Consider the following 22,095-nt stretch of genomic DNA (forward strand, 5'->3'; position numbering starts at 1 on the left):
AGAGCGATCGTCGGGAACGCCCCCGAATGTTTGGGTGATAGCCGGTGGGTTTACCGCTTTAGCGGCGATGAGCTCGCCGGGCGCCGGGGCTGTTCGGGGGATGGCGTTATCCCCCGGACACGTTCACCGTGCGCTGAAAGTGCAGGGGAAGCAGATCTCAAGGTGAACGGAACTTCATCCGTTTTCCCATAGAAAATATCATATGAGCCAGCATCAATGATGCCGCCGCCATTCAACATATCCTGCTGCACAGCACAAATCCCACAGCATATTCGCCAACAGTGGCCAGGCTTACCGGGTTTGCACGGCGTTATTTGTAGCGCTATGGTTAGCCTCTTTTCAAAAGCATTCAGCAGACCCACGTTATGACGTTTTCACTTTTCGGCGACAAATTTACCCGCCATGCAGGCATTACCCGCCTGATGGAGGATCTCAACGACGGCCTGCGCACGCCCGGCGCCATCATGCTTGGCGGCGGTAACCCTGCGCAAATCCCGGCGATGAACGACTACTTCCAGCAGCTGCTTTCCGAGATGCTGGCCAGCGGCAAACTGACCGACACGCTATGCAACTACGACGGTCCGCAGGGGAAAAGTGAACTGCTAAAATTGCTTGCCGGAATGCTGCGCGATGAACTGGGTTGGGACATCGAACCACAGAATATTGCACTAACAAACGGCAGTCAGAGCGCGTTTTTCTACTTGTTTAACCTTTTCGCCGGACGTCATGCGGATGGCCGCACCAAAAAGGTGCTTTTCCCGCTGGCGCCGGAGTACATCGGCTACGCGGATGCCGGGCTTGAAGAAGATCTGTTTGTCTCCACTCGCCCGAACATCGAACTGCTGCCAGAAGGCCAGTTTAAGTACCACGTTGACTTCGAACATCTGCATATCGGCGAAGATACCGGCATGATTTGCGTATCACGCCCGACTAACCCGACCGGCAACGTGATAACCGATGAAGAGCTGATGAAGCTGGACGCGCTGGCCAACCAGCACGGTATTCCGCTGGTTATCGATAACGCTTACGGCGTACCGTTCCCCGGCATTATCTTTAGCGAAGCCCGCCCGCTGTGGAACCCGAACATCATCCTGTGCATGAGCCTGTCCAAGCTCGGCCTGCCGGGAAGCCGCTGCGGAATCATTATCGCGAACGAGAAAATCATCTCCGCGATCGGCAACATGAACGGTATTATCAGCCTGGCGCCGGGCGGGATTGGCCCGGCTATGGCCTGCGAAATGATTAAGCGTAACGATCTGCTGCGCCTGTCCGAGACGGTTATCAAGCCGTTCTACTACCAGCGCGTGCATGAAACTATCGCCGTTATTCGCCGCTACCTGTCGCCGGAGCGCTGCCTGATTCACAAACCGGAAGGCGCTATCTTCCTGTGGCTGTGGTTTAAAGACCTGCCTATCACCACCGAACTGCTGTACCAGCGCCTGAAAAAGCGCGGCGTGCTGATGGTGCCGGGCGATTACTTCTTCCCAGGCCTGGATAAGCCGTGGCCGCACACTCACCAGTGCATGCGCATGAACTATGTGCCGGAGCCAGAAAAAATTGAGGCGGGGGTGAAAATCCTGGCCGAAGAGATTGAGCGAGCCTGGGCGGAAGCCGGGTAACGAGCAGCAATAGAAAACGGGGCTCAAGGCCCCGTTTTTTTATCTCACCACTAAAGCGTCGTACCCTTTCCAGCGGTAGTTCAGCATCGAAATTCCCCAGCAGGCGATAAACAGCCCGACGACGACAAATCCTGCGTTGCCGAGGTTATCGTTGAGCGCGCCAACCCACGACCAGATACCGTCCTCAAGCCCGAACTTGTCCGCCAGCAGGCCCAGCGCCTCGAGGCCGCCGATAAACAACGCCACCACCACAGAAGTGCCGGTAATCGTCATATTGTAGTAAAGCTTGCGCTGCGGCTTGTTGAAGGCCCAGCCGTAAGCGCCAACCATAATCACGTTGTCGAGGGTATCGATCAGCGCCATGCCGCTGGCAAACAGCGCCGGGAACACCAGAATCGACCAGATAGACATCCCGCTGGACGCGCTGGCGGCAGAAATGCCCAGCACGCCGATTTCGGTGGCGGTATCAAAGCCCAGGCCGAACAGGAAACCGACCAGATACATGTGCCAGCTTTTGCCGATCAGGCGGAAAACGGAGTTAAACAGCCAGCTCATCATGCCGCCGCCGGTCATTTCCGTCGCATCTGCCGCCAGCGGCTCGCCGCGTTTAAGCTGGCGGAAGTTACGCCACACGCCGCGTAAAATAACGAGGTTCACCAGCGCCATCGCCAGCAGGAAGCAGGCTGAAACAGCGGTGCCGATCACGCCGCCAACGTCGTGAAACCAGTCCATTCTTTGCTGGAAGGCCGCCGCCGTGGCCGCAATAGCGACAGAAGCCAGAATCACAATGCTGGAGTGGCCCAGCGAGAACCAGGCCCCCACGCCAAACGGGCGTTTTCCCTGCTGCATCATCTTGCGGGTCACGTTATCAATCGCGGCAATATGGTCGGCATCCACCGCGTGACGCAGGCCATAACACCAGGCCAGCAGGCTGGCCGCCATCAGCGCCGAGCTGTGGTTAAACGCCACCAGCGCCCAGGCCCATGCGGCAAAGTTAGCCGCCACTAAAACCGCCAGCAGCAGGCCGGCTCGTGGATTGTCACGAAGAACACGCATTAACATCTTTTTTATCCTTGTGGTGATTCAAATAGCGGGCAGCGGCAACCACTGCCTGCCCCAGGGAAAGCGCCCCGTCGCCGGCCGGAAGCCGCATCGGGAAGAGAGTTTTAAAATCGGAGAGGTAGAACGCGAGACGCTCGCGCAGCAGACGGTTGTGCAGCACGCCGCCACAACAGGCCACGGTGGTTACGCCGGTCAGCAACGCATGATGGCGAACCAGCTCAGCAAGGCCTTTCGCCAGCGCATCGTGGAAGGCCCAGGCCCGCGCGCCGTCCTCGCCCGGCCAGCCAAACCACTGCCGCCAGAACGCCGCGAGATCGAGATGACCGTTCACCAACGGCAGCGTGACCGGATGCAAACAGGGGCCCGCCTCCAGCGCCAGCGCCTCAAGGCGGCAGGCGGCTTCGCCTTCGTAGCTTTGCTGGTGGGGGGCACAGTTAAGCGCGGCGGCAACCGCATCAAACAGACGTCCGCAAGAAGAGGCCAACGGAGCGTTAACCCCGCGTGCCACGGCTCTAGCCAGCGGCTGCCAGTTCTGCGCCCTGACAGCTTCCGTTTCGGGAAAGCGCTGCCAGCCGGGCACAAACGCCTCGCACTGCGCCAGCAGGTTGCGCCACGGCTGCACGGCCGCCAAATCGCCACCCGGTAGAGCCACGGCAGGCAGTCCGCCAAGGTGTACGCAGCGGCGGTAATTCACCAGCAGGCATTCCCCGCCCCAAAGCCTGCCGTCCTCGCCATAACCAATACCGTCCAGCGCGAGAGCAATCACCTTGCCGCCGTTCAGCGGCCAGCCGTGTTCAGCCAGGCAGGCCGCCGCGTGAGCGTGGTGATGCAGCACTTCGCTGACCGGCAGCGCCATTTCACGCCCCAGCTGCGAGCTGCAGTAGCCGGGATGAGCGTCGAGCGCGACATGTTCAGCTGTAAAGCCGTAGATCTCGCTCATCAGCGCCAGCGAACGCTGCCATTGAGCCTCCACGCCTTCCTGAGCCAGATCGCCAAGGTGCTGGCTGAGCACCGCCTGCCCGCCGCGAACCAGGCAGAAGGTATTTTTAAGATCGCCGCCCAGCGCCAGAATCGGCGGCAGGTCTTTAAAGCCCGCAGGCAAAGGCAGTGCATCGGGCACAAAGCCCCGTGCACGACGCAGCATTTCGCCGCTGGGGCGCACAACGGAGTCGTCCATGCGCTGAAGAATGTCGCGGTTATGCAGCAGAAAGCCGTCGGCAATAGCCTCAAGATCCTGAAGAGCCTGGGCATTATCAACAGCTGGCGGTCTGCCGTTCAGGTTTCCGGAGGTCATCACCAGCGGGCCGCCGAAGTCCTGCGCCAGCAGGTGCTGGAGGGGATTGGCGGGCAACATCACGCCGATTTCATTCCGCCCCGGCGCCACGGCAGCGCTCAGCCCATGCAGGCAGTTGCTTGCCACCAGCACTACCGGCGCAGCGGGAGTTGAAAGCAGCGCCACGGCCTGCTCGGGCAGCCCTTCGGTCGTGGCAATCATCACCGCCAGCGGTTTGGCAGGCCGCTGCTTACGCGCCCGGAGGCGTTCAACGGCGGCATCGTTACGGGCATCCACGGCAAGATGAAAACCGCCGAGGCCTTTCACCGCAACGATTTTGCCCTCGTGCAGCGCGGCAACGGCCTGCGCAAGCGCCAGCTCGCCCTCGAGTCGTTGCTCTCCCTGCTGCCAGAAAATCTGCGGCCCGCAGTCCGGGCAGGCTACCGGCTGAGCGTGAAAACGCCTGTCCATCGGGTTGCGATATTCCTCATCGCAAGCCTTACAGAGCGGAAACGCCGCCATCACCGTGGACGGACGGTCATAAGGCATCGCGCGGATGATGGTGAAGCGCGGCCCACAGTGGGTGCAATTGATAAACGGGTAGCGGTATCTGCGGTCGGCGGGATCGTTCAGCTCGCGCAGGCATTCGGGGCAGGTGGCGGCATCCGGCACGATTTGGGTGTCCATCGCGCCGCTGCCGCTGTGGCGAATGCTAAAGTCCGCAGGCAAAACGTCCCAGGTCATGGGCTGCTGCACCACGCTGTCGATGCGAGCCAGCGGCGGGCAATGTGCGTAAAGCTCGCCCAGAAACGCTTCCGGGCTGGCCTCCAGGCGAACCACAACACCTTCGCCGTCGTTGCAGACGTCGCCCACCAGCTTAAGGCGCTGTGCGATTTGCCAGACAAACGGGCGAAAGCCAACGCCCTGCACTTTGCCGCGAATGCGGAGTACGGTGCCCCTCACCCTAACCCTCTCCCCATAGGGGCGAGGGGACAGATCGAGTTCAACCACAGCTTCTCCCATTTCTGAACGAGGAGAGACATCAGACTCAGATCTTCCCCCTATCCCTTCCAGGGAGAGGGCCGGGGTGAGGGTAAAAATCACGCTTCCACCGCCTCGCGCAGCCGCGCCTTCATGCTGTTGTAGGTCGTTTGCGCGTAGTTCTCGGCCCAGGCCTGATCCTCAATCGCGCTAACCTTCACCGCGCAATACTTGGTTTCCGGCGTTTTGGAGATCGGGTCGAGATTATCCTGCGTCAGTTCGTTACAGGCGCCAATCCACCACTGATAGGTCATGTAGACGGAGCCTTTGTTAATGCGCTCGCTCACGTCGGCTCGGCTGATAACCTTGCCGCGACGCGAACTTACCCAAACCAGCTGCCGGTCTTTAATACCTAACGCATCCGCATCCAGCGGGTTGATTTGCACAAAGCCGGGCTCGTCGGCGAGAGTTTGCAGCGCGGCACAGTTGCCGGTCATCGAGCGGCAGGAGTAATGCCCGACCTCACGCACGGTGCAAAGCACCAGCGGGTAGCTGTCGTCGGGAACTTCGGCTGGCGCGCGCCATGCGGCGGCAAACAGCTGACCTTTGCCTGTCGGCGTGTCGAATTTGCTCCCCTTGTAGAGATACGGCGTGCCGGGATGATCGAGCGTCGGGCAGGGCCACTGCACGTGCCCCATATCGCCCATTTTTTCGTAGGTTACGCCGTAAAACAGCGGGCACAGTTCGCGCAGCTCATCCCAGATTTGCTGGTTGTTTTCGTAGCGCATCGGATAGCCCATCGCCGTCGAAAGCAGGCTGATGATTTCCCAGTCGCGCTTCACGTTGTACTTCGGCTCAATCGCTTTTTCAAAACGCTGGAAGCCCCGGTCGGCGCAGGTAAAGACGCCGCCGTGCTCGCCCCAGGAGGTCGCCGGCAGCAGCACGTCCGCCACTTCGGCCGTTTTAGTCATGAAGATGTCCTGCACCACCACGAAGTCGAGCGCCTCAAACCCTTTGCGCACCAGGCCCAGGTCCGCTTCGGTCTGGAGCGGATCCTCGCCCATGATGTAATAGGCTTTAACCTTGCCCTCTATCGCCAGGTGCGGCACTTCGGTAATGCGCACGCCAACTTTGTCATCCATCACCGCCGGGTCGATGCCCCAGGCTTTGGCAAACTTCGCGCGAACCTCGGGATCGACCACATCCTGGTAGCCGGGGAACTGGTTAGGCAGCACGCCCATATCGCAGGCGCCCTGCACGTTGTTCTGTCCGCGTACCGGACCAACGCCGACGTTTTCGCGGCCCAGATTACCGGTGAGCAGCGCCAGGCTGGACAGTCCTTTAACCACGTCTACAGCCTGGCCAAACTGGGTCACGCCCATGCCCCACATGATGGTGGCAGAAGGCGCCGCGGCGAAGGTGCGCATCGCCTGGCGAACCTGCTGCGCGGGAATGCCGGTCAGGTGCTCGACGTCCTCTGGCGCATACCCCTTCACGGTTTCGCGGTAGGCATCCAGCCCTTCGGCATATTTGGCGACGTACTCTTTGTCGTACAGCTGCTCTTCCAGCAGCACGTAGCCAAAGGCGTTTACCAGCGCCATGTTGCAGCCGTTTTTGATTTGCAGATGCTGGTCGGCAATGCGGGCGGTTTCAATACGGCGCGGATCGCAGACGATAATTTTGGCGCCGTTGCTTTTGGCCTTAATTACCCGGCGCGCCACGATAGGATGCGAGTCGGCGCAGTTGTAGCCCACCACCAGCAGGCATTTGGAGTTTTCGATATCGCCGATGGAGTTGCTCATCGCCCCGTTACCCAGCGTCGCCTGCAGCCCGGCAACGGAAGGGCCATGGCACACGCGGGCGCAGCAGTCGACGTTGTTAGTGTTCAGCACCGCGCGGGCAAATTTCTGCATCACGAAGTTGGTTTCGTTCCCCGTTCCGCGCGAGGAACCGGTGGTCATAATGGCGCGTGGGCCAAACTGCTCTTTGATCGCCTTCAGGCGCGCAGCGGTATAGCTAATCACCTCTTCCCAGCTGACAGGCTGCAGCTTGCCGCCCTTCTCGTAGCGGATCATTGGCTGCGTCAGACGAGGGGTCAGCAGCTTGGTGTCGTTAAGAAAATCCCAGCCGTAGTAGCCTTTCAGGCAGAGTTCGTTTTGGTTAGTCACGCCCTCGGCCGCTTCGGCGCGAATGATTTTGTTGTTCTCGACGACCAGTTTCAGTTTGCAGCCTGCGCCACAGTAAGGGCAGACGCTGGTAATTTTTTTCATCAGTAACAGACCTGTTAAAAGTTGAAATGCATAGGGATTAGAAGGTCAGGGCCGCAGGGGCATCTAACGCAGCACGGCGACGTTTTTCCGCGCTCATTTGTTCCAGCCGGTTGCGGTCAACGCACAGAATGGCGTTGGTCGGGCAGGCTTCCAGACAGGCCGGGCCAGCCTCGCGGTGGTAGCAAAGGTCACATTTGTTGGCCTCGGCTTTTTCCGCCATCACGTTCAGCCCGGCACCGCTGTTGCGAATCACCGGCCGCACGACGACCTCCATCGCGCCATAAGGGCAGGCGACGACGCAGGTTTTGCAGCCGATGCAGCGTTCCTGCATCACGTGCACAAAGCCCTGGTCCCGGCTGATGGCGCCGTTAGGGCAGACGTTCGCGCAGGGCGCGTCCTCGCACTGGCGGCACATGGTGGCCGTAGATACGTTCACGCCTTTGATGACGTGAATGCGCGGCAAGAAAGTTTGTGGGGTCAGCGCCGAGCAGTCCTGGTTCTCCTGGTGGGAGACGACGCAGGCCACCTCACAAGTGCGACAGCCGATGCATTTGCTCGAATCGGCAATGATGAAGCGGTTCATCATAAACTCCTGCAATAAGTGTGTTATCGCAGGGGCTTATTCACAAACCGTGCCAGAAATTAAAAACCAATAATTTCAATGCATTGAATTGAAAGGATCAATAAAAGTAGATGACATCGACACTAATGACGATGTCATTAGTGACTTACAGACCTTCTGTTTCTTCCGCCGTCAGCTGGGCATACCCACCGTAACCGGACCACGTCGCCAGCCGCTGGTAAACCTGCTCCACTGCCGCTTTCACCGCCTCCGTCATCGGATAGTAAAAACCGACGATATCCGGCTGAATGCCGAGGAACACCACTTCGCCGACATCCTCTTGAAGCTGATCGACCAGATAATTAAGCGGCATGTTGTGGGTGGTCATCATAAACATCTCGGCGATGTCGTCCGGGTCGATGACGCGGATCTCGCCGGGATTGAGCATCATGTCGGTGGCATCGACAATCAGCAGCAGTTCCGGGTGCAGTTCGCGAATAGCAACCACGTCGTTTTCCGGCGCGCTGCCGCCGTCAATCACCACCCAGTCGCCCTGCGGAGAAGCCTGACACTTCTCGGCCAGCAGCGGGCCAGCGCCGTCGTCACCCATCATGCTGTTGCCTACGCAAAGCAGTACCTTAGTCATAGCGTCTCCTTACCATCAGGTAGATGGCGGGTTCTTGTTGAATGGCCTGCAGCATGTCGAGCAGCGCCTGGCTCCAGCCCTGCTGTTCAGCCGTTTGCGTCGGCTTAGCGGCATCCAACGCGCGGGCCAGCATCACCACGTGGTTCTGGTCGATAACGATTTCACCGTAGCGCGGCACGCCGTTCATTTTGCGCCGGGCCTCGCCGTCGGCCTCAAGCGTAGCTATCCACGCCTGATAAGCTTCAAGCGGGCAAACCAGGCTCTCTTTCAGGCAGTCGATCACCCCCAAATGGTGGCCAATAGCCAGGCTGTAATAGACCACCTGCTGGGCGTCAGCCGGGGTGTTGTCGTTCTCGTCGACAAACTTGCGGCTGAGCTGACAGAACACCACCGACTCGCTCATTACGCGCGCTCCTGATGAACCAGATGCTCAAGATTAGTGACGATTTCCGTCAGGCGTGGGTCGTTTTCCGCGCTCAGCCATTGCTGAACAGCATCGCCTCCGGCCGTCAGGTTAGTCATGTAGCTGTCGGCAATCTGGCGACCATAGCGGTAACCGGCCAGGCGACGAGCGGCGCGGTCAATGCGCACGCGCAGCGGCTGCACCATATCCGGATGCAGGATTTTTGCCGGTTCTACGTCCAGCTCGCTTGCCGGGCGGGCGTGGATTTTCTGCTCCAGCAGGCCAAGCGCCATCGCGAAGCCGTACAGCGTGGCGGCAGGGGTTGGCGGGCAGCCAGGGATGTAAACGTCGACCGGCACGATTTTGTCAGTGCCGCCCCACACGCAGTAAAGATCGTGGAAAATCCCGCCGCTGTTGCCGCAGGCACCGTACGAGATGCAGATTTTAGGATCGGGTGCCGATTCCCAGGCACGCAGCGCCGGAGAGCGCATCGCGCGGGTTACCGCGCCGGTAAACAGCAAAATATCGGCATGGCGCGGTGACGGAACAACTTTAATACCAAAGCGTTCTGCATCGAACAGCGGCGAAAGAGTAGCGAAAATCTCGATTTCACAACCGTTACAGCCGCCGCAGTCCACGCGGTAAACGTAGGCGGAGCGTTTGATGTTTTTCAGCAGCGACGCCTTCATGCTGGCGATAGATTCGTCCACCGTCATCGGCACCGGAATGCCGTTGTGGTCGCGCGGCCCCAGTAGGTTACTCATTAGCTGGCCTCTCTCATCTGACGGCTAAAGTCGATCCGGTCGGACGACACCAGGCTTTGCTGGCGCTTGCAGTCCGGGCAGGTTTCAAACGCCCCACGGCGGCTTTCCGCGCGGGAATCGCCGTTGTGCTCAAGCAGCGCAATGGCGTAGTCGATCTCTTTTTGCACGGCGAACGGGCGGCCACACTCGCGGCAGTTGCACAGCGGGAAGCTGGCCTGCTGCAGGAAGTCGGCTTTATTCCATACCGCCAGCTCGTACTGCTGCGAAAGCTTGATGGCGGCAGTCGGGCAAACCTCTTCGCAGCGCCCGCAGAAGATGCAGCGCCCGAGGTTAAAGCTCCACTGCAGTTGCCCGGCGGCAAGATCGGTCTCAACGCTCAGCGCATTGGACGGGCAGGCGTTAACGCAGGCGGCACAGCCGATGCACTGCTGCGGGTTGTGCTCGGGCTTGCCGCGAAAATTCGGGTCCACGGCAATGGGCTGGAGCGGATAAGACTCGGTTGCCACGCCGCCCTTGATGGCTTTTTTGATGAAGTTAAACATGCGTTTTCCTTGTTTGCCTGGTCTTAGAACAACCCCTCACCCTAACCCTCTCCCCTGAGGGGAGAGGGGACAGATCGAAGCAGGTTTTCCCCCTCTCCCTTCCAGGGAGAGGGCCGGGGTGAGGGTCAGTCACCGACCAGACATCAAAATTATTTCAGCGGCGAATTGGTGCGCTCAATGCTGTAGCGCTCCAGCTCTTTGTACGGCACCACCTGGCTTTTCTTCTTGCGCACGTCCACCACCGTCATGCGGTCGGTGCAGGAGTAGCAAGGGTCAAGGCTGCCGATAATCAGCGGGGCATCTGACACCGTGTTGCCGCGCAGCATGTAGCGCAGCGTTGGCCAGTTGGCGTAGGTCGCCGCCCGGCAGCGCCAGCGGTAAAGCTTCTGGTTGTCGCCGGTCATGCTCCAGTGGATATCGTCCCCGCGCGGCGCTTCCGAGAAGCCAAGCGCAAAGCGGTTTGGAATGTAGGTAAAACCATCCACGGCGAGCGGGCCACCCGGCAGGTTATCCAGCCCAAAATCAATCATGTTCAGCGCGGTGAAGACTTCGTTGATGCGTACTTTCAGGCGGGAAAGCACGTCGCAGCCGTCGAGGCTATGGACTTCCATCGGCAGCAGGCCGTAGCCCACAAACGGGTGGTCGGCGCGGGTATCTCGGGCGTGGCCGCTGGCGCGCACCATTGGGCCGACGTTGCTGAAGTCACGGGCGATTTGCGGGTCAAGGCGGCCAATGCCCACGGTGCGCTGCTCGATGTTCGGCGTGCTCAGCAGAATATCCACCAGATCTTTCACTTCCCGACGCATCTGCTGGGCGAGCTGGCGGGTCTGGATCATGTCGTCTTTCAGCAGGTCGCGGCGGATGCCGCCGATCAGGTTCAGGCCGTAGGTTTTACGCGCCCCGGTCAGGATCTCCGCCATCTTCATCGACATTTCGCGCACCCGGAAGAACTGCATAAAGCCGGAGTCGAAGCCCACGAAGTGACAGGCCAGGCCGAGGTTCAGCAGGTGGCTGTGCAGGCGCTCAACCTCCAGCAGGATGGCGCGAATCATCTGCGCGCGCTCCGGGACCACAATCCCCATCGCGTTTTCGACCGAGGTGGTATAGGCGGTGCTGTGGGCGAAGCCGCAAATGCCGCACACGCGGTCGGACAGGAAGGTGACTTCGTTGTAGCCCATGCGGGTTTCCGCCAGCTTCTCCATGCCGCGGTGGACGTAGAACAGGCGATAATCGGCGTCGATAATGTTTTCGCCATCGACGAACAGGCGGAAGTGGCCCGGTTCGTCAGAAGTGACGTGCAGCGGGCCAATCGGCACCACGTTGTTCTTTTTCGTGCCCAGTTCGTTAATGAACTCGTAGGTCTCTTTGTCGGTGGTCGGCGCCGGGCGCTGGCGGTAATCCATGCTGTCTTTACGCAGCGGATAGAGATCGTCAGGCCAGTCGTCCGGCAGCACCAGGCGGCGTTCATCGGGCAGGCCAACCGGCTGCAGGCCGTACATATCGCGGACTTCGCGCTCGCCCCAAACGGCGGCAGGCACACGAGGCGTGACGGACGGGAACTCCGGTTTGTCGGCGTCTACTTCCACACGCACGGTGATCCAGCACTTCACGCCGCTTTCCATCGACAGCACGTAATACACCGCATAGCTGCCGCACAGCTGGCGTTCATCGTTCCCAAACAGCACCGAAAGCCAGCCACCCTGCTGGTAGTAAAGCCATTCCACCACGTCCGGCAGCATGTTGAGCTTCACGGTGACGGTGATTTGATCTTTCGTCTGCCAGGCTTCGTCGAGCACGGCATTCGGGAATTGCTGATGCAGCGCGGCGAGATACTGTTGACCAATTTTTTCTTCAGACATCGATAAATTCTCTTAAATCACGCCGCCAGCAAGGAGACGAAGGCTAAAAAGGCAAAGCCAAAACCGGCCCAGGTAATGCGCGAGGTTTCCAGCATCCGCAGGCGCGCCATGCTGTTTTCAAACAGCGCGATAATCAGTACGCCCACCACCAGCTTGACGATGGCCAGCGCTACGGCGAGAACAAGTCCACCCCAGCTAAAGGCGCTCATTTGCCCCCACGGCAGGAACACGCCGACAAACATTTGCAGAACAACCAGCTGCTTGAGGGAAATACCCCACTTCAGCACCGCAAAACCCGCGCCGCTGTATTCAGACAGTGGCCCTTCCTGCAGCTCCTGTTCGGCTTCGGCAAGGTCAAACGGCAGCTTGCCCATTTCAATGAAGGTCGCGAAAGCGCAGGCGACGAAGGCCAGCCCCAGCGTCAGGCTTTGCGCCACCGGCCAGGCGTGAATAGCCCCGGCGATATTGCTGATGTGCGTGCTGCCCGCAACCTGAGCGGCCACCCACAGGCTAAGCAGCAGAATCGGCTCGACCAGCACGCCGAGCATCGCTTCGCGGCTCGCGCCAATCCCGGTGAACGGGCTGCCGGTGTCTAACCCGGCGATGGCGAAGAAGAAGCGGGCGATGGCGAACAGGTAAATTAAGGTGATCAGGTCACCTAATGACGGCAGCGGCGAGGCAATCGTCACCACCGGCAGCGCGGTGGCGATGGTCAGCATCACGCCAACCATCACGAACGGCATGAGGCGGAAAACCCAGCCGGCCGCGGCGGGCGCCACGCTCTGGCGACCCAGCAGCTTGAACAGATCCCGGTATTCCTGCAGCACGCCGGGGCCACGGCGGTTATGCAGGCGGGCTCGCGTCACGCGGGTAATGCCGGACAGCAGCGGCGCGGCAAAAAACAGCGCCAGCGCCTGGATCAGGGCAAATAAAAACGTAGTCATATCAGTTCCTCAGGCAACCATCGCCACCAGTAAGACCGCCAGCTCAACCATCGCGAGGCGGCGGAACGTGCCGGACAGGCACTCGCACTGCCAGCCGGGCATCCATTTCCCAGGGTTCAGGGTGTGGCGCAGCTTAAGCAAAGGCGCGAACGCCGCTTTTACCGGCTGGGCAAAGCCCGTCGCGGTGATCACCATCGCCTGTTCATGGTCGTAGCCGCAGACCCATGCCGAGCCGCGAGAGCGGTTTGGCAGGCGCTCGCCACGGAAAACGATCGTCAAAATAAACGGCAGCAGCGGAGAGGCGACCAGCAGCAGCGTCATCATTGGCTGAGAAACAGCGGTATGCGCCGTTTGCAGCGGCAGCGGAACGGCGTGCTGAAGCAAAGGCAGCAGCCACGGCGAAGCCACACCGGCCACAACGCAGCACGCGGCCAGCAACGCTACGCTCACGTTCATCAGCCACGGCGCAGAGCTCGCGTTTTCTGCTTCTTTGGTACGCGGCGCGCCCAGGAAAGTGACGCCATAAACTTTCGCCATGCACATCACCGCCAGCGCGCCGGTAATCGCCAGCCCAACGGCCAGCAGCGGGCCGATAAAGCGGCCGACAAACAGCGGCAGGCTGCCGAGACGGAAGAATGACTGATAGATAACCCATTCCCCGGCAAAGCCGTTCAGCGGCGGTAACGCGGCCATCGCCATCAGCCCGACCAGCATCGCCAGCGAGATAACCGGCATGCGTTTACCGATCCCGCCCAGTTTCTCGATGTCACGGTGTCCGGTACGGAACCAAACCGCGCCAGCGCCGAGGAACAGCGTGGTTTTAAACAGGCTGTGGTTGAACAGGTGATAAAGGCCGCCGGTCATGCCCAGCGCCACCAGCACCGGCTCATTCAGCGCGATACCGATCAGGCCGCAGCCCAGGCCCAGCAAAATAATGCCGATGTTTTCAAGGGAGTGATAAGCCAGCAGGCGGTTGATGTTGTGCTCCATCAGCGCGTAAAGCCCGCCGATAAACGCCGTAATCATGCCGACCACCACCACCAGCACACCCCACCACAGCGGCAAAACGTTGCTGATAAGCGAGAAGCACATGATGCCGTACAGGCCAATCTTCAACACCACGGCGGAGAACAGCGCGGCTGCCGGAGCAGAGGCATTCGCATGCGCCTGCGGCACCCAGCCGTGCAGCGGAATAATCCCGGCCAGCAGCCCAAAACCGAACAGCGCGAGGATCAGCACCGGCGTAGGCAGCGGCGCACCGGCGACAAGATGACGCAATTCACCGTAGCCCAGGGTGCCGTAGCGCTGCCACATCAGCCAGCAGGCGATGACCAGCAGCGCGGTGCCGAGGCGGCCCAGCGCAAACCACAGCTGCCCGGACTTCTGGCAGCCGGTCAGGAAGTAGCCTGCCAGAGAGATGATTTCCGCCATCGCCACCAGGGTGACGAAGTTGTCGGCCACCAGCGCCGCCACGCTAGCCGCCAGGATTAAATTAATCAGCAGGCCGTTGGCTTTTATTTCAGGATGGCGATGCCACGCGCAGTTAAACAGGGAGATGAACAGGCCGCTGAGCGCCACGGTGACCAGCCAGACGCCGTTAAAGGCGTTAAGCTGAAGGTGCCAGTGCCAGATTTGCGCGTCGCCGTTAAAGCCCAGCAGCGCCTGAGCGCCCGCGACCAGCAAAAGCACGGAGCTGATTGCGCCGCCAACGCCGGCGAAAAATCCGCTAATCGGCTTAGAAAATGCCAGAACTCCGGCTAACACGGCGCTAACGACAAACCCCAAAAGCGCCCAGTGAATCAGTAGAAAAGCATTCATTTTCTCGCCTCTGGCTGGGTAAACAGGGTCAGGTCGCCGAGCGACGCACCAAGCGTCAGCTCACGCTTACGTTTGCTGGCCTGGGCGATGTCTTTGTTGTCGATAAGGCGCAGCGCCTTGGTCGGGCAGGTGCGAACGCAGGCCGGGCCGCTTTCATCGAAGCTGCACAGGTCACATTTGACCGCGATAGCGCGAACGCCGGGCACCCAGTCGAGCAGTGGGCTAACGCGAGCCGGGGCCGGAGGTGCAGGCGGCGCTTTCGGGCTGTTAACGTTGGCGGGAATATGCAGCGGGCGGCTGCCGGAGAATTCAATGGCGCCGAACGGGCAGGCAATACCGCAAAGTTTGCAGCTTACGCACAGGCTTTCATTCAGCTGTACGGCCCCGTCCACGCGGGTAATAGCGTTAACCGGGCAAACCCCGGCGCAGGGCGCGTCTTCGCAGTGGTGGCACATCTGCGGCGCAGATTCATTCAGGTTGCGCATGACTTTCAGGCGCGGCAGGGACTGCAGGCCGTGCAGACGGTGCGTCTCGGCGCAGGCCGCTTCGCAGGTATGGCAGCCCATACACAATTTTGAGTCAGCGATTACAAAACGGTTCACCAGCTCTTCCTCAGGTGACGATCGTCATTTTTGACGAAAACATGCCGAAAAGCTGCCGGTTCGACAGTTCTCGACACCCCAAATCTCTTCATGCCACGGCGGACTGCTGAAGCAGCGTCATGGACAGTGGGGTGTTTTGCTGCACGGCCAGATAAAGGCTGTCGTACACCGGGCGGATAAGCTCCAGGTAGTGGTCGAGCACTTTCTCGCGGTCGCGGTTGCTGATGGCGTTATCAATCAGCCCGTCATCGTCGATAGTCGCCTTTGCAATCAGCACTTTATCGCTGCCGTCACGCAGTTCGATGCCGTACTCGATGGTGTGGCTGTTAAAGCCTTCGGCGAGGTTGATTTGAATGACGAAGTGGTCAAACAAGAAGAAGCGCAGGCTTTCGTCCGGGTTGCAGCCCACGGCGTGATGCAGCTTCGCTTTCGATAAGGTGATCCCCTGAATCAGGGTGTTGCCGTAGTGATGCCACTGCGAAAGCAGGCGTTGGTGCTTGTCGGCGATATACTCGGCTTTCTCGCTCAGTTCCCAAATGTTCATGTTTTGTTCACTCTGTTAATGCTTGTCCCTCCGTAAGGCACATTTCGTGCCATGTTTTTAATTCATTGTATTTAAATGCTTTTTCGTTAAATGGTTGGCGGAAAAATGACGGGTGACGTGTCATTTCGTCATCTTTGACTTTTCGTGTCGGGATTTTTTTACCCTCACCCTAACCCTCTCCCTGGGAGGGAGAGGGGATAAAAAGCAGGGCTGGAGAACCCTCTCCCTGCAAGGGTGAGGGGATAAAAAGCAGGACTGGAGAACCCTCTCCCTGCAAGGGTGAGGGGATAAATCATTCCCTTTCCTTTAAAGAATTCCCCCTCGCCCCTTCGGGGAGAGGGCCGGGGTGAGGGGCAAAAAAAAGGCCTGGCACCGTCTTTGCATTACCAGCCCCAGTTAACCCCGGAGGCCCCATGCACGAAATCACCCTTTGCCAGCGCGCAGTCGAACTTATCGAAAGCCATGCCCGCCAGAACAACGCCCGCCGCGTCACCGGCGTCTGGCTGGAAGTCGGCGCCTTCTCGTGCGTGGAAACCAGCGCCCTGGAGTTTTGCTTTGATCTGGTCTGCCGCGGCACGCTGGCGGAAGGCTGCGAGCTTCATGTCCACCAGCAGGAAGCCGAATGCTGGTGCCATGACTGCCAGCAGTTCGTCACGTTGCTGACCCAGCGCGTGAAGTGCTGCCCCAACTGTAACGGCAGCAACCTGCGCATCGTGGCGGATGACGGCATGCAGATTAAGCGTCTGGAAATCGATCAGGAGATAGCTCATGTGTAGCACTTGCGGTTGCGGTGAAGGCAACCTGTATATTGAAGGGGACGAGCGTAATCCTCACTCAGGCTTTCGCAGCGCCCCGTTTGCCCCGGCGGCACGCCCGCTGCAGCAGATAACCGGCGTCAAGTTCGCCCCGACGGCCGACGAGCAGGGCGACCTGCATTACGGCCACGGCGCGGCGGGCACCCACGCGCCGGGCATGACGCAGCGCAAAATGCTGGAGATTGAGCTGAACGTGCTGGATAAAAACAACCAGCTCGCCGCCCATAACCGCGAACGCTTTGCCAGCCAGAATCAGCTGGTGCTGAACCTGGTGTCCAGCCCCGGCTCAGGCAAAACTACCCTGCTCACCGAAACGCTAAAACGTCTGAATACTAAAGTGCCGTGCGCGGTTATCGAAGGCGATCAGCAAACGGTGAACGACGCGGCGCGCATCCGCGAAACCGGGACGCCGGCCATTCAGGTGAATACCGGTAAAGGCTGCCACCTTGATGCCCAAATGATCCGCGATGCCATGCTGCGCCTGCCGCTTGAGCAGGACGGCGTGCTGTTTATTGAAAACGTCGGCAACCTGGTGTGCCCGGCGAGCTTTGATTTAGGCGAACGCCACAAGGTCGCGGTGCTGTCGGTCACGGAAGGGGAAGACAAGCCGCTCAAATACCCGCATATGTTCGCCGCCGCGTCATTGATGCTGCTGAACAAAATAGATCTGCTGCCGTACCTGCAGTTCGACGTCAACAAATGCCTGGCCTTTGCCCGCGAGGTCAATCCGGACATCAAAATTATTCTGGTTTCTGCGACCAGCGGCGAAGGAATGGACGAGTGGCTTAGCTGGCTGGAGGCGGAACGATGTGCATAGGCATTCCCGGCCAGATAGTCGAGCGGCTGGCCGACGGTAGCGCAAAAGTGGACGTCTGCGGCGTACAGCGCGACGTGAATTTAACCCTGGTCGGCGACGCCGCCGTGGGGCAATGGGTGCTGGTCCACGTCGGGTTTGCCATGAGCATCATTGATGAAGCCGAAGCGCGCGACACGCTCGATGCCCTGCAAAACATGTTCGAGGTGGAGCCGGACGTCGGCGCCCTGCTCTACGGCGAGGAGCATCGCTGATGCGCTATGTCGACGAATACCGAGATCCGGAACGCGTGATGCAGCTGATTGAGACGCTAAAAGTACGCGCCCCGCTGCTGGACTACACGGCAGCCCGCCCGTTGCGCATCATGGAGGTTTGCGGCGGCCATACCCACGCTATTTTTAAATTCGGCCTCGACCAGCTGCTGCCGGAAAACATCGAGTTTATCCACGGCCCAGGCTGCCCGGTTTGCGTGCTGCCGATGGGGAGAATCGACAGCTGCATTGAGATAGCCAGCCATCCGGAGGTGATTTTCTGCACCTTTGGCGATGCGATGCGCGTGCCGGGAAAAAACGGTTCGCTGATGCAGGCGAAGTCGCGTGGCGCGGACGTCAGGGTGATTTACTCACCAATGGACGCGCTGACTCTGGCGCGCCAGAACCCGGAGCGCAAAGTGGTGTTCTTCGGCCTCGGCTTTGAAACGACCATGCCCGCCACGGCGATTACCCTGCAGCAGGCAAAGTCGCAGGGCATCGATAACTTCTATTTCTTCTGCCAGCACATCACGCTGATCCCGACGCTGCGTAGCCTGCTTTCCCAGCCCGATAACGGCATCGGCGCTTTTCTCGCGCCGGGGCACGTCAGCATGGTGATTGGCACCGAAGCCTATGACTTTATCGCCTCTGAGCACCAGCGGCCGCTGGTCGTCGCCGGTTTTGAGCCGCTCGACCTGCTGCAGGGCGTGCTGATGCTGGTTGAACAAAAAATCCAGCAGCACAGCCTGGTGGAAAACCAGTACCGCCGCGTAGTGCCGGAAGAAGGCAACAGGCTTGCGCAAAAAGCGATAAGCGAAGTGTTTACCGTACGCGGCGAAGCCGAATGGCGCGGCCTGGGGGTTATCAGTGATTCCGGCGTCCAGCTCACCGAAGCGTACCGTCAGTTTGACGCCGAGGACCATTTTCAGCCCAAACCTCAGCGTGTTTACGACGACCCAAACGCCCGCTGCGGCGACGTCCTTACAGGGCGCTGCAAGCCGCAGCAATGCCCGCTGTTCGGCAGCGGCTGCAACCCACAAAACGCCTTTGGCGCGCTGATGGTCTCCTCCGAAGGAGCCTGCGCGGCGTGGTATCAGTACCGTTCTCAGGAGTGTGAAGTATGAAAACCGTTGAGCTGGCCCACGGCAGCGGCGGCCAGGCGATGCAGCAGCTGATCGCCAGCCTGTTTATGCAGGCCTTCGATAACCCCTGGCTCGCAGAGCAGGAAGATCAGGCCCGGCTTTCGCTGGCAGAGCTTACCGCCGGCGGCGACCGGCTGGCATTTTCCACCGACAGCTACGTTATTGACCCGCTGTTTTTCCCCGGCGGCGACATCGGCAAGCTGGCCGTGTGCGGTACGGCGAACGACGTCGCGGTGAGCGGCGCTACGCCTCGCTGGCTGTCGTGCGGATTTATTCTCGAAGAAGGCTTGCCGTTTGAAACGCTGGAGCGCGTGGTCACCAGCATGGCAAAGGCCGCCCGTGCAGCAAATATCGCCATCGTGACCGGTGACACCAAAGTGGTGCCTCGCGGCGCGGCGGACAAACTTTTTATCAACACTGCCGGGATCGGCGCTATTCCTGCTGGCATTAACTGGGGCGCGGCTCAGATTACAGCCGGAGATTTGCTTATCGTCAGCGGCACGCTCGGCGATCACGGCGCAACCATCCTTAATTTGCGCGAGAAGCTTGGCCTGGACGGCGATCTACAGAGCGACTGCGCGGTGCTGGCGCGAATGATTGCCCCACTGCTTCATATTCCCGGAGTAAAAGCCTTGCGGGACGCCACGCGCGGCGGCGTAAACGCCGTTCTGCATGAGTTTGCAGACGCCAGCGGCTGCGGCATGGAAATCAGCGAAAACCAACTGCCGCTGAACCCGGCGGTGCGCGGAGTTTGCGAGCTGCTTGGGCTGGATGCGTTAAATTTTGCTAATGAAGGCAAGCTGGTTATCGCCGCTTCCCCCGAGTCTGCCGCTGCGGTTCTACACGCTTTGCAGCAGCATCCCTGCGGCAAACAGGCCACGATCGTAGGTGAGGTCGTGGAGCGTAAAGGCGTGCGCGTGACGGGGCTTTACGGCGTAAAACGCACCCTCGACCTGCCGCACTTTGAACCCTTACCGCGCATTTGTTGACCTGCGCCAGTACGCAATCACCTCACGCCGACTAAACTTAAAAAATATTTATATTAATAAAATCTTTTAGCCCTGCGCCCGCCGCGGGGCATTTCAATGGAAAGCAAACATGTCATACACGCCGATGAGCGATCTCGGGCAGCAGGGGTTATTTGATATTACCCGTACGCTGCTGCAGCAGCCCGATCTCAACGAACTCGCCAGCAGCCTGACGCAGCTGGTGAAACAGGGCGCGCTGGCCGATCGCGTAAATATCCTGCTTTACCATCCCCAGCACCAACGGGTGAGTTTTTACGGTAAGGATAAACACGGCAAGGGACTGCACTACGAAGATGAAATGGCGCTGGCCAACGGCCCGGTGCGCCGCATGCTGTCGCGCCCGGAGGCGCTAATTTGCAGCCAGCAGGAGTTTGATGAAACCTGGCCGCAGATGGCGAGCCTTGATTTGTACGCCCCTTTTGGCCGCTACGGCCTGCTGCCGCTGGCTTCAGAAGGCAAGATTTTCGGCGGCTGCGAATTTATTCGCGACAGGGCGGATGCCTGGACCGAAAAAGAACTTAACCGACTTTACACCCTGGCGCAGATCGTAGGCCTGGTGACCGAGCAGATCCAAACCCGGCTTAACTCGAGCCACGATCATCAGCTGCTGTGCCGCGAACGCGACGACTTTCGCATTCTGGTGGCCGTCACCAACGCCGTGCTGTCGAAGCTGGATCTGGACGAGCTGATAAGCGAGATTGCCCGCGAGATTCACTACCACTTCGCCATTGATTCCATCAGCATTGTGCTGAAAAGCAGCCGCAAGTCGCGGCTCACGCTCTATTCCACCCACTTTGTTGATGAAGCCTCGCCGATTCACGATCAGAGCGATGTCCTTGAGACCGGCACCCTTTCGGAGCGGGTCTTTAAAAGCGGCGAGATGCTGCTGCTCAACCTTTGCCCCGGCGACAAGCTGGCACCGTATGAGCGGATGCTGCTCGAGATGTGGGACAACAAACCGCAGATGCTTTGCCTGCTGCCGCTGAAGTTTGGCAACAATATGCTGGGCGTGCTGAAGCTGGCCAGGTGCAGCGAACAGGGCTTTACGCCGGCCAACCTGAAGCTGCTGCGCCAGATTGCCGAACGTATCGCGATTGCGGTGGATAACGCCCTTGCCTATCAGGAAATCAACCGCCTGAAAGAAAACCTGGTGGATGAAAACCTCTATCTCACCGAGCAAATTAATAACGTCGACAGCGATTTTGGCGAGATTATCGGCCGCGGCGAGGCGATGTCTATCGTGCTCAAACAGGTAGAGATGGTCGCCAGCAGCGATAGCACCGTGCTGATCCTCGGCGAAACCGGCACCGGCAAAGAGCTGATTGCCCGCGCAATCCATAACCTGAGCGAGCGCAACGGCCGCCGGATGGTGAAGATCAACTGCGCCGCAATGCCCGCCGGGCTGCTGGAGAGCGATTTGTTCGGCCACGAGCGTGGGGCGTTTACCGGAGCCAATAATCAGCGCATCGGCCGCTTTGAGCTGGCGGACAAAAGCTCGCTGTTCCTGGACGAAGTCGGTGATATGCCGCTTGAGCTTCAGCCCAAGCTGCTGCGCGTGCTGCAGGAGCAGGAATTCGAGCGCCTCGGCAGCAATAAAGTCCAGGAAGTGGACGTGCGCCTGATAGCCGCCACCAACCGTAACCTGAAAGAGATGGTGGCCGACCGCGAGTTCCGCAGCGACCTTTACTATCGGCTGAACGTTTTCCCTATCACCCTGCCGCCGCTGCGCGAGCGCCCGGAGGACATCCCTCTGCTGGTGAAATCCTTCACCTTTAAAATCGCCCGCCGCCTGAACCGCAACATCGACAGTATTCCGGCGGAAACGCTGCGCGCCCTGAGCCGCATGGAGTGGCCGGGTAACGTGCGTGAGCTGGAAAACGTGATTGAGCGCGCCGTGCTGCTGACGCGCGGCAACGTTCTGCATCTTTCGCTGCCGGAGGTGGACTACCATCCGTCAGTTGAGCGAACGCTGTCTGGCCTCGCCAGCGAAGAGATACGTGAAGATGAAGACGAGTATCAGCGCATCCTGCGCGTGCTGAAAGAGGCAAACGGCGTCGTTGCCGGGCCTCGCGGCGCGGCTCAGCGTTTAGGGCTGAAGCGCACCACGTTACTTTCGCGGATGAAGCGTCTGGGGATTGATAAAGACGCGCTTTAGC

Annotated in this window: 20 protein-coding genes; 7 read left to right on the forward strand and 13 right to left on the reverse strand. The window is 59.7% G+C overall.

Translation table 11 applies throughout. From position 1 onward, the window contains the following. Positions 1-365 precede the first annotated feature (365 nt). Positions 366-1,619, forward strand: a complete 1,254-nt coding sequence (avtA, locus tag HX778_RS03490; protein ID WP_038477409.1) for a valine--pyruvate transaminase — start codon at positions 366-368, stop codon at positions 1,617-1,619. 39 nt (positions 1,620-1,658) lie between these two features. On the opposite strand, the gene HX778_RS03495 is transcribed toward avtA, so the two are convergent. The 13 genes from HX778_RS03495 to hycA all read right to left on the reverse strand — a co-directional run bounded on the left by HX778_RS03495 (position 1,659) and on the right by hycA (position 15,889). Further along, positions 1,659-2,681: a HoxN/HupN/NixA family nickel/cobalt transporter gene (locus HX778_RS03495; protein ID WP_176981302.1), complete on the reverse strand. Its 1,023-nt coding sequence runs from the start codon at positions 2,679-2,681 to the stop codon at positions 1,659-1,661. After that, positions 2,659-4,917 (reverse strand): carbamoyltransferase HypF, encoded by a 2,259-nt coding sequence (gene hypF, locus HX778_RS03500; RefSeq protein ID WP_176981303.1) that lies wholly within the window; start codon positions 4,915-4,917, stop codon positions 2,659-2,661. Before hypF ends, HX778_RS03495 begins: the two co-directional genes overlap by 23 nt. A gap of 137 nt (positions 4,918-5,054) precedes the next feature. Continuing rightward, the gene (gene fdhF, locus HX778_RS03505; protein ID WP_176981304.1) at positions 5,055-7,205 is read right to left on the reverse strand and encodes a formate dehydrogenase subunit alpha; all 2,151 of its coding nucleotides are present in this window, start codon (positions 7,203-7,205) and stop codon (positions 5,055-5,057) included. A 37-nt stretch (positions 7,206-7,242) separates the two neighbouring features. Continuing rightward, positions 7,243-7,788, reverse strand: coding sequence for an electron transport protein HydN (hydN, locus tag HX778_RS03510; RefSeq protein WP_008457677.1), 546 nt, complete (start codon positions 7,786-7,788; stop codon positions 7,243-7,245). A 145-nt stretch (positions 7,789-7,933) separates the two neighbouring features. Next, positions 7,934-8,413 carry a hydrogenase maturation peptidase HycI gene (gene hycI / locus HX778_RS03515; RefSeq protein ID WP_038477397.1) on the reverse strand — a complete coding sequence of 160 codons (480 nt, stop codon included), beginning with the start codon at positions 8,411-8,413 and terminating at the stop codon, positions 7,934-7,936. Then, positions 8,406-8,816, reverse strand: a complete 411-nt coding sequence (locus tag HX778_RS03520) for a formate hydrogenlyase maturation HycH family protein (protein WP_176981305.1) — start codon at positions 8,814-8,816, stop codon at positions 8,406-8,408. The genes hycI and HX778_RS03520 overlap by 8 nt, the downstream gene beginning before the upstream one ends. Beyond that, positions 8,816-9,580: an NADH-quinone oxidoreductase subunit B family protein gene (locus HX778_RS03525; RefSeq protein WP_038477391.1), complete on the reverse strand. Its 765-nt coding sequence runs from the start codon at positions 9,578-9,580 to the stop codon at positions 8,816-8,818. Before HX778_RS03525 ends, HX778_RS03520 begins: the two co-directional genes overlap by 1 nt. Beyond that, positions 9,580-10,122 carry a formate hydrogenlyase complex iron-sulfur subunit gene (locus tag HX778_RS03530; protein WP_038477388.1) on the reverse strand — a complete coding sequence of 181 codons (543 nt, stop codon included), beginning with the start codon at positions 10,120-10,122 and terminating at the stop codon, positions 9,580-9,582. Before HX778_RS03530 ends, HX778_RS03525 begins: the two co-directional genes overlap by 1 nt. A gap of 149 nt (positions 10,123-10,271) precedes the next feature. Next, the gene (locus HX778_RS03535; RefSeq protein ID WP_038477385.1) at positions 10,272-11,981 is read right to left on the reverse strand and encodes an NADH-quinone oxidoreductase subunit C; all 1,710 of its coding nucleotides are present in this window, start codon (positions 11,979-11,981) and stop codon (positions 10,272-10,274) included. A 17-nt stretch (positions 11,982-11,998) separates the two neighbouring features. Next, on the reverse strand, positions 11,999-12,925 hold the full coding sequence (locus HX778_RS03540; RefSeq protein WP_176981306.1) for a respiratory chain complex I subunit 1 family protein: 927 nt from the start codon (positions 12,923-12,925) through the stop codon (positions 11,999-12,001). A 9-nt stretch (positions 12,926-12,934) separates the two neighbouring features. Beyond that, positions 12,935-14,743, reverse strand: a complete 1,809-nt coding sequence (gene hycC / locus HX778_RS03545; protein WP_176981307.1) for a formate hydrogenlyase subunit 3 — start codon at positions 14,741-14,743, stop codon at positions 12,935-12,937. Continuing rightward, on the reverse strand, positions 14,740-15,345 hold the full coding sequence (locus HX778_RS03550; protein ID WP_038477376.1) for a 4Fe-4S dicluster domain-containing protein: 606 nt from the start codon (positions 15,343-15,345) through the stop codon (positions 14,740-14,742). Before HX778_RS03550 ends, hycC begins: the two co-directional genes overlap by 4 nt. Positions 15,346-15,433: 88 nt before the next feature. Next, positions 15,434-15,889 (reverse strand): formate hydrogenlyase regulator HycA, encoded by a 456-nt coding sequence (gene hycA / locus HX778_RS03555; protein ID WP_176981308.1) that lies wholly within the window; start codon positions 15,887-15,889, stop codon positions 15,434-15,436. 413 nt (positions 15,890-16,302) lie between these two features. Between hycA and hypA the strand changes: the two genes are divergently transcribed. The 6 genes from hypA (at position 16,303) to flhA (ending at position 22,094) form a co-directional block, all read left to right on the forward strand. Then, entirely contained in the window at positions 16,303-16,665 is a 363-nt protein-coding gene (gene hypA / locus HX778_RS03560) for a hydrogenase maturation nickel metallochaperone HypA (RefSeq protein ID WP_038477370.1), read from the forward strand. Further along, positions 16,658-17,521, forward strand: a complete 864-nt coding sequence (hypB, locus tag HX778_RS03565) for a hydrogenase nickel incorporation protein HypB (RefSeq protein WP_176981309.1) — start codon at positions 16,658-16,660, stop codon at positions 17,519-17,521. The genes hypA and hypB overlap by 8 nt, the downstream gene beginning before the upstream one ends. Continuing rightward, the gene (locus HX778_RS03570; RefSeq protein ID WP_038477365.1) at positions 17,512-17,772 is read left to right on the forward strand and encodes a HypC/HybG/HupF family hydrogenase formation chaperone; all 261 of its coding nucleotides are present in this window, start codon (positions 17,512-17,514) and stop codon (positions 17,770-17,772) included. The genes hypB and HX778_RS03570 overlap by 10 nt, the downstream gene beginning before the upstream one ends. Next, positions 17,772-18,893: a hydrogenase formation protein HypD gene (gene hypD / locus HX778_RS03575; protein ID WP_176981310.1), complete on the forward strand. Its 1,122-nt coding sequence runs from the start codon at positions 17,772-17,774 to the stop codon at positions 18,891-18,893. Before HX778_RS03570 ends, hypD begins: the two co-directional genes overlap by 1 nt. Beyond that, positions 18,890-19,900, forward strand: coding sequence for a hydrogenase expression/formation protein HypE (gene hypE / locus HX778_RS03580; RefSeq protein WP_038477360.1), 1,011 nt, complete (start codon positions 18,890-18,892; stop codon positions 19,898-19,900). The genes hypD and hypE overlap by 4 nt, the downstream gene beginning before the upstream one ends. 109 nt (positions 19,901-20,009) lie before the next feature. Next, positions 20,010-22,094: a formate hydrogenlyase transcriptional activator FlhA gene (gene flhA, locus HX778_RS03585; protein WP_176981311.1), complete on the forward strand. Its 2,085-nt coding sequence runs from the start codon at positions 20,010-20,012 to the stop codon at positions 22,092-22,094. Position 22,095 lies beyond the last annotated feature (1 nt).

The organism is Cedecea sp. P7760 (assembly GCF_013386425.1).
Classification (GTDB): Bacteria; Pseudomonadota; Gammaproteobacteria; order Enterobacterales; family Enterobacteriaceae; genus Cedecea; species Cedecea selenatireducens.

Coding starts and splice junctions, on each gene's coding strand:
- avtA (WP_038477409.1), top strand. CDS start 366: ATGACGTTTTCACTTTTCGGCGACAAATTTACCCGCCATGCAGGCATT.
- HX778_RS03495 (WP_176981302.1), bottom strand. CDS start 2,681: ATGTTAATGCGTGTTCTTCGTGACAATCCACGAGCCGGCCTGCTGCTG.
- fdhF (WP_176981304.1), bottom strand. CDS start 7,205: ATGAAAAAAATTACCAGCGTCTGCCCTTACTGTGGCGCAGGCTGCAAA.
- hydN (WP_008457677.1), bottom strand. CDS start 7,788: ATGAACCGCTTCATCATTGCCGATTCGAGCAAATGCATCGGCTGTCGC.
- hycI (WP_038477397.1), bottom strand. CDS start 8,413: ATGACTAAGGTACTGCTTTGCGTAGGCAACAGCATGATGGGTGACGAC.
- HX778_RS03520 (WP_176981305.1), bottom strand. CDS start 8,816: ATGAGCGAGTCGGTGGTGTTCTGTCAGCTCAGCCGCAAGTTTGTCGAC.
- HX778_RS03525 (WP_038477391.1), bottom strand. CDS start 9,580: ATGAGTAACCTACTGGGGCCGCGCGACCACAACGGCATTCCGGTGCCG.
- HX778_RS03530 (WP_038477388.1), bottom strand. CDS start 10,122: ATGTTTAACTTCATCAAAAAAGCCATCAAGGGCGGCGTGGCAACCGAG.
- HX778_RS03535 (WP_038477385.1), bottom strand. CDS start 11,981: ATGTCTGAAGAAAAAATTGGTCAACAGTATCTCGCCGCGCTGCATCAG.
- HX778_RS03540 (WP_176981306.1), bottom strand. CDS start 12,925: ATGACTACGTTTTTATTTGCCCTGATCCAGGCGCTGGCGCTGTTTTTT.
- hycC (WP_176981307.1), bottom strand. CDS start 14,743: ATGAATGCTTTTCTACTGATTCACTGGGCGCTTTTGGGGTTTGTCGTT.
- hycA (WP_176981308.1), bottom strand. CDS start 15,889: ATGAACATTTGGGAACTGAGCGAGAAAGCCGAGTATATCGCCGACAAG.
- hypA (WP_038477370.1), top strand. CDS start 16,303: ATGCACGAAATCACCCTTTGCCAGCGCGCAGTCGAACTTATCGAAAGC.
- hypB (WP_176981309.1), top strand. CDS start 16,658: ATGTGTAGCACTTGCGGTTGCGGTGAAGGCAACCTGTATATTGAAGGG.
- HX778_RS03570 (WP_038477365.1), top strand. CDS start 17,512: ATGTGCATAGGCATTCCCGGCCAGATAGTCGAGCGGCTGGCCGACGGT.
- hypD (WP_176981310.1), top strand. CDS start 17,772: ATGCGCTATGTCGACGAATACCGAGATCCGGAACGCGTGATGCAGCTG.
- hypE (WP_038477360.1), top strand. CDS start 18,890: ATGAAAACCGTTGAGCTGGCCCACGGCAGCGGCGGCCAGGCGATGCAG.
- flhA (WP_176981311.1), top strand. CDS start 20,010: ATGTCATACACGCCGATGAGCGATCTCGGGCAGCAGGGGTTATTTGAT.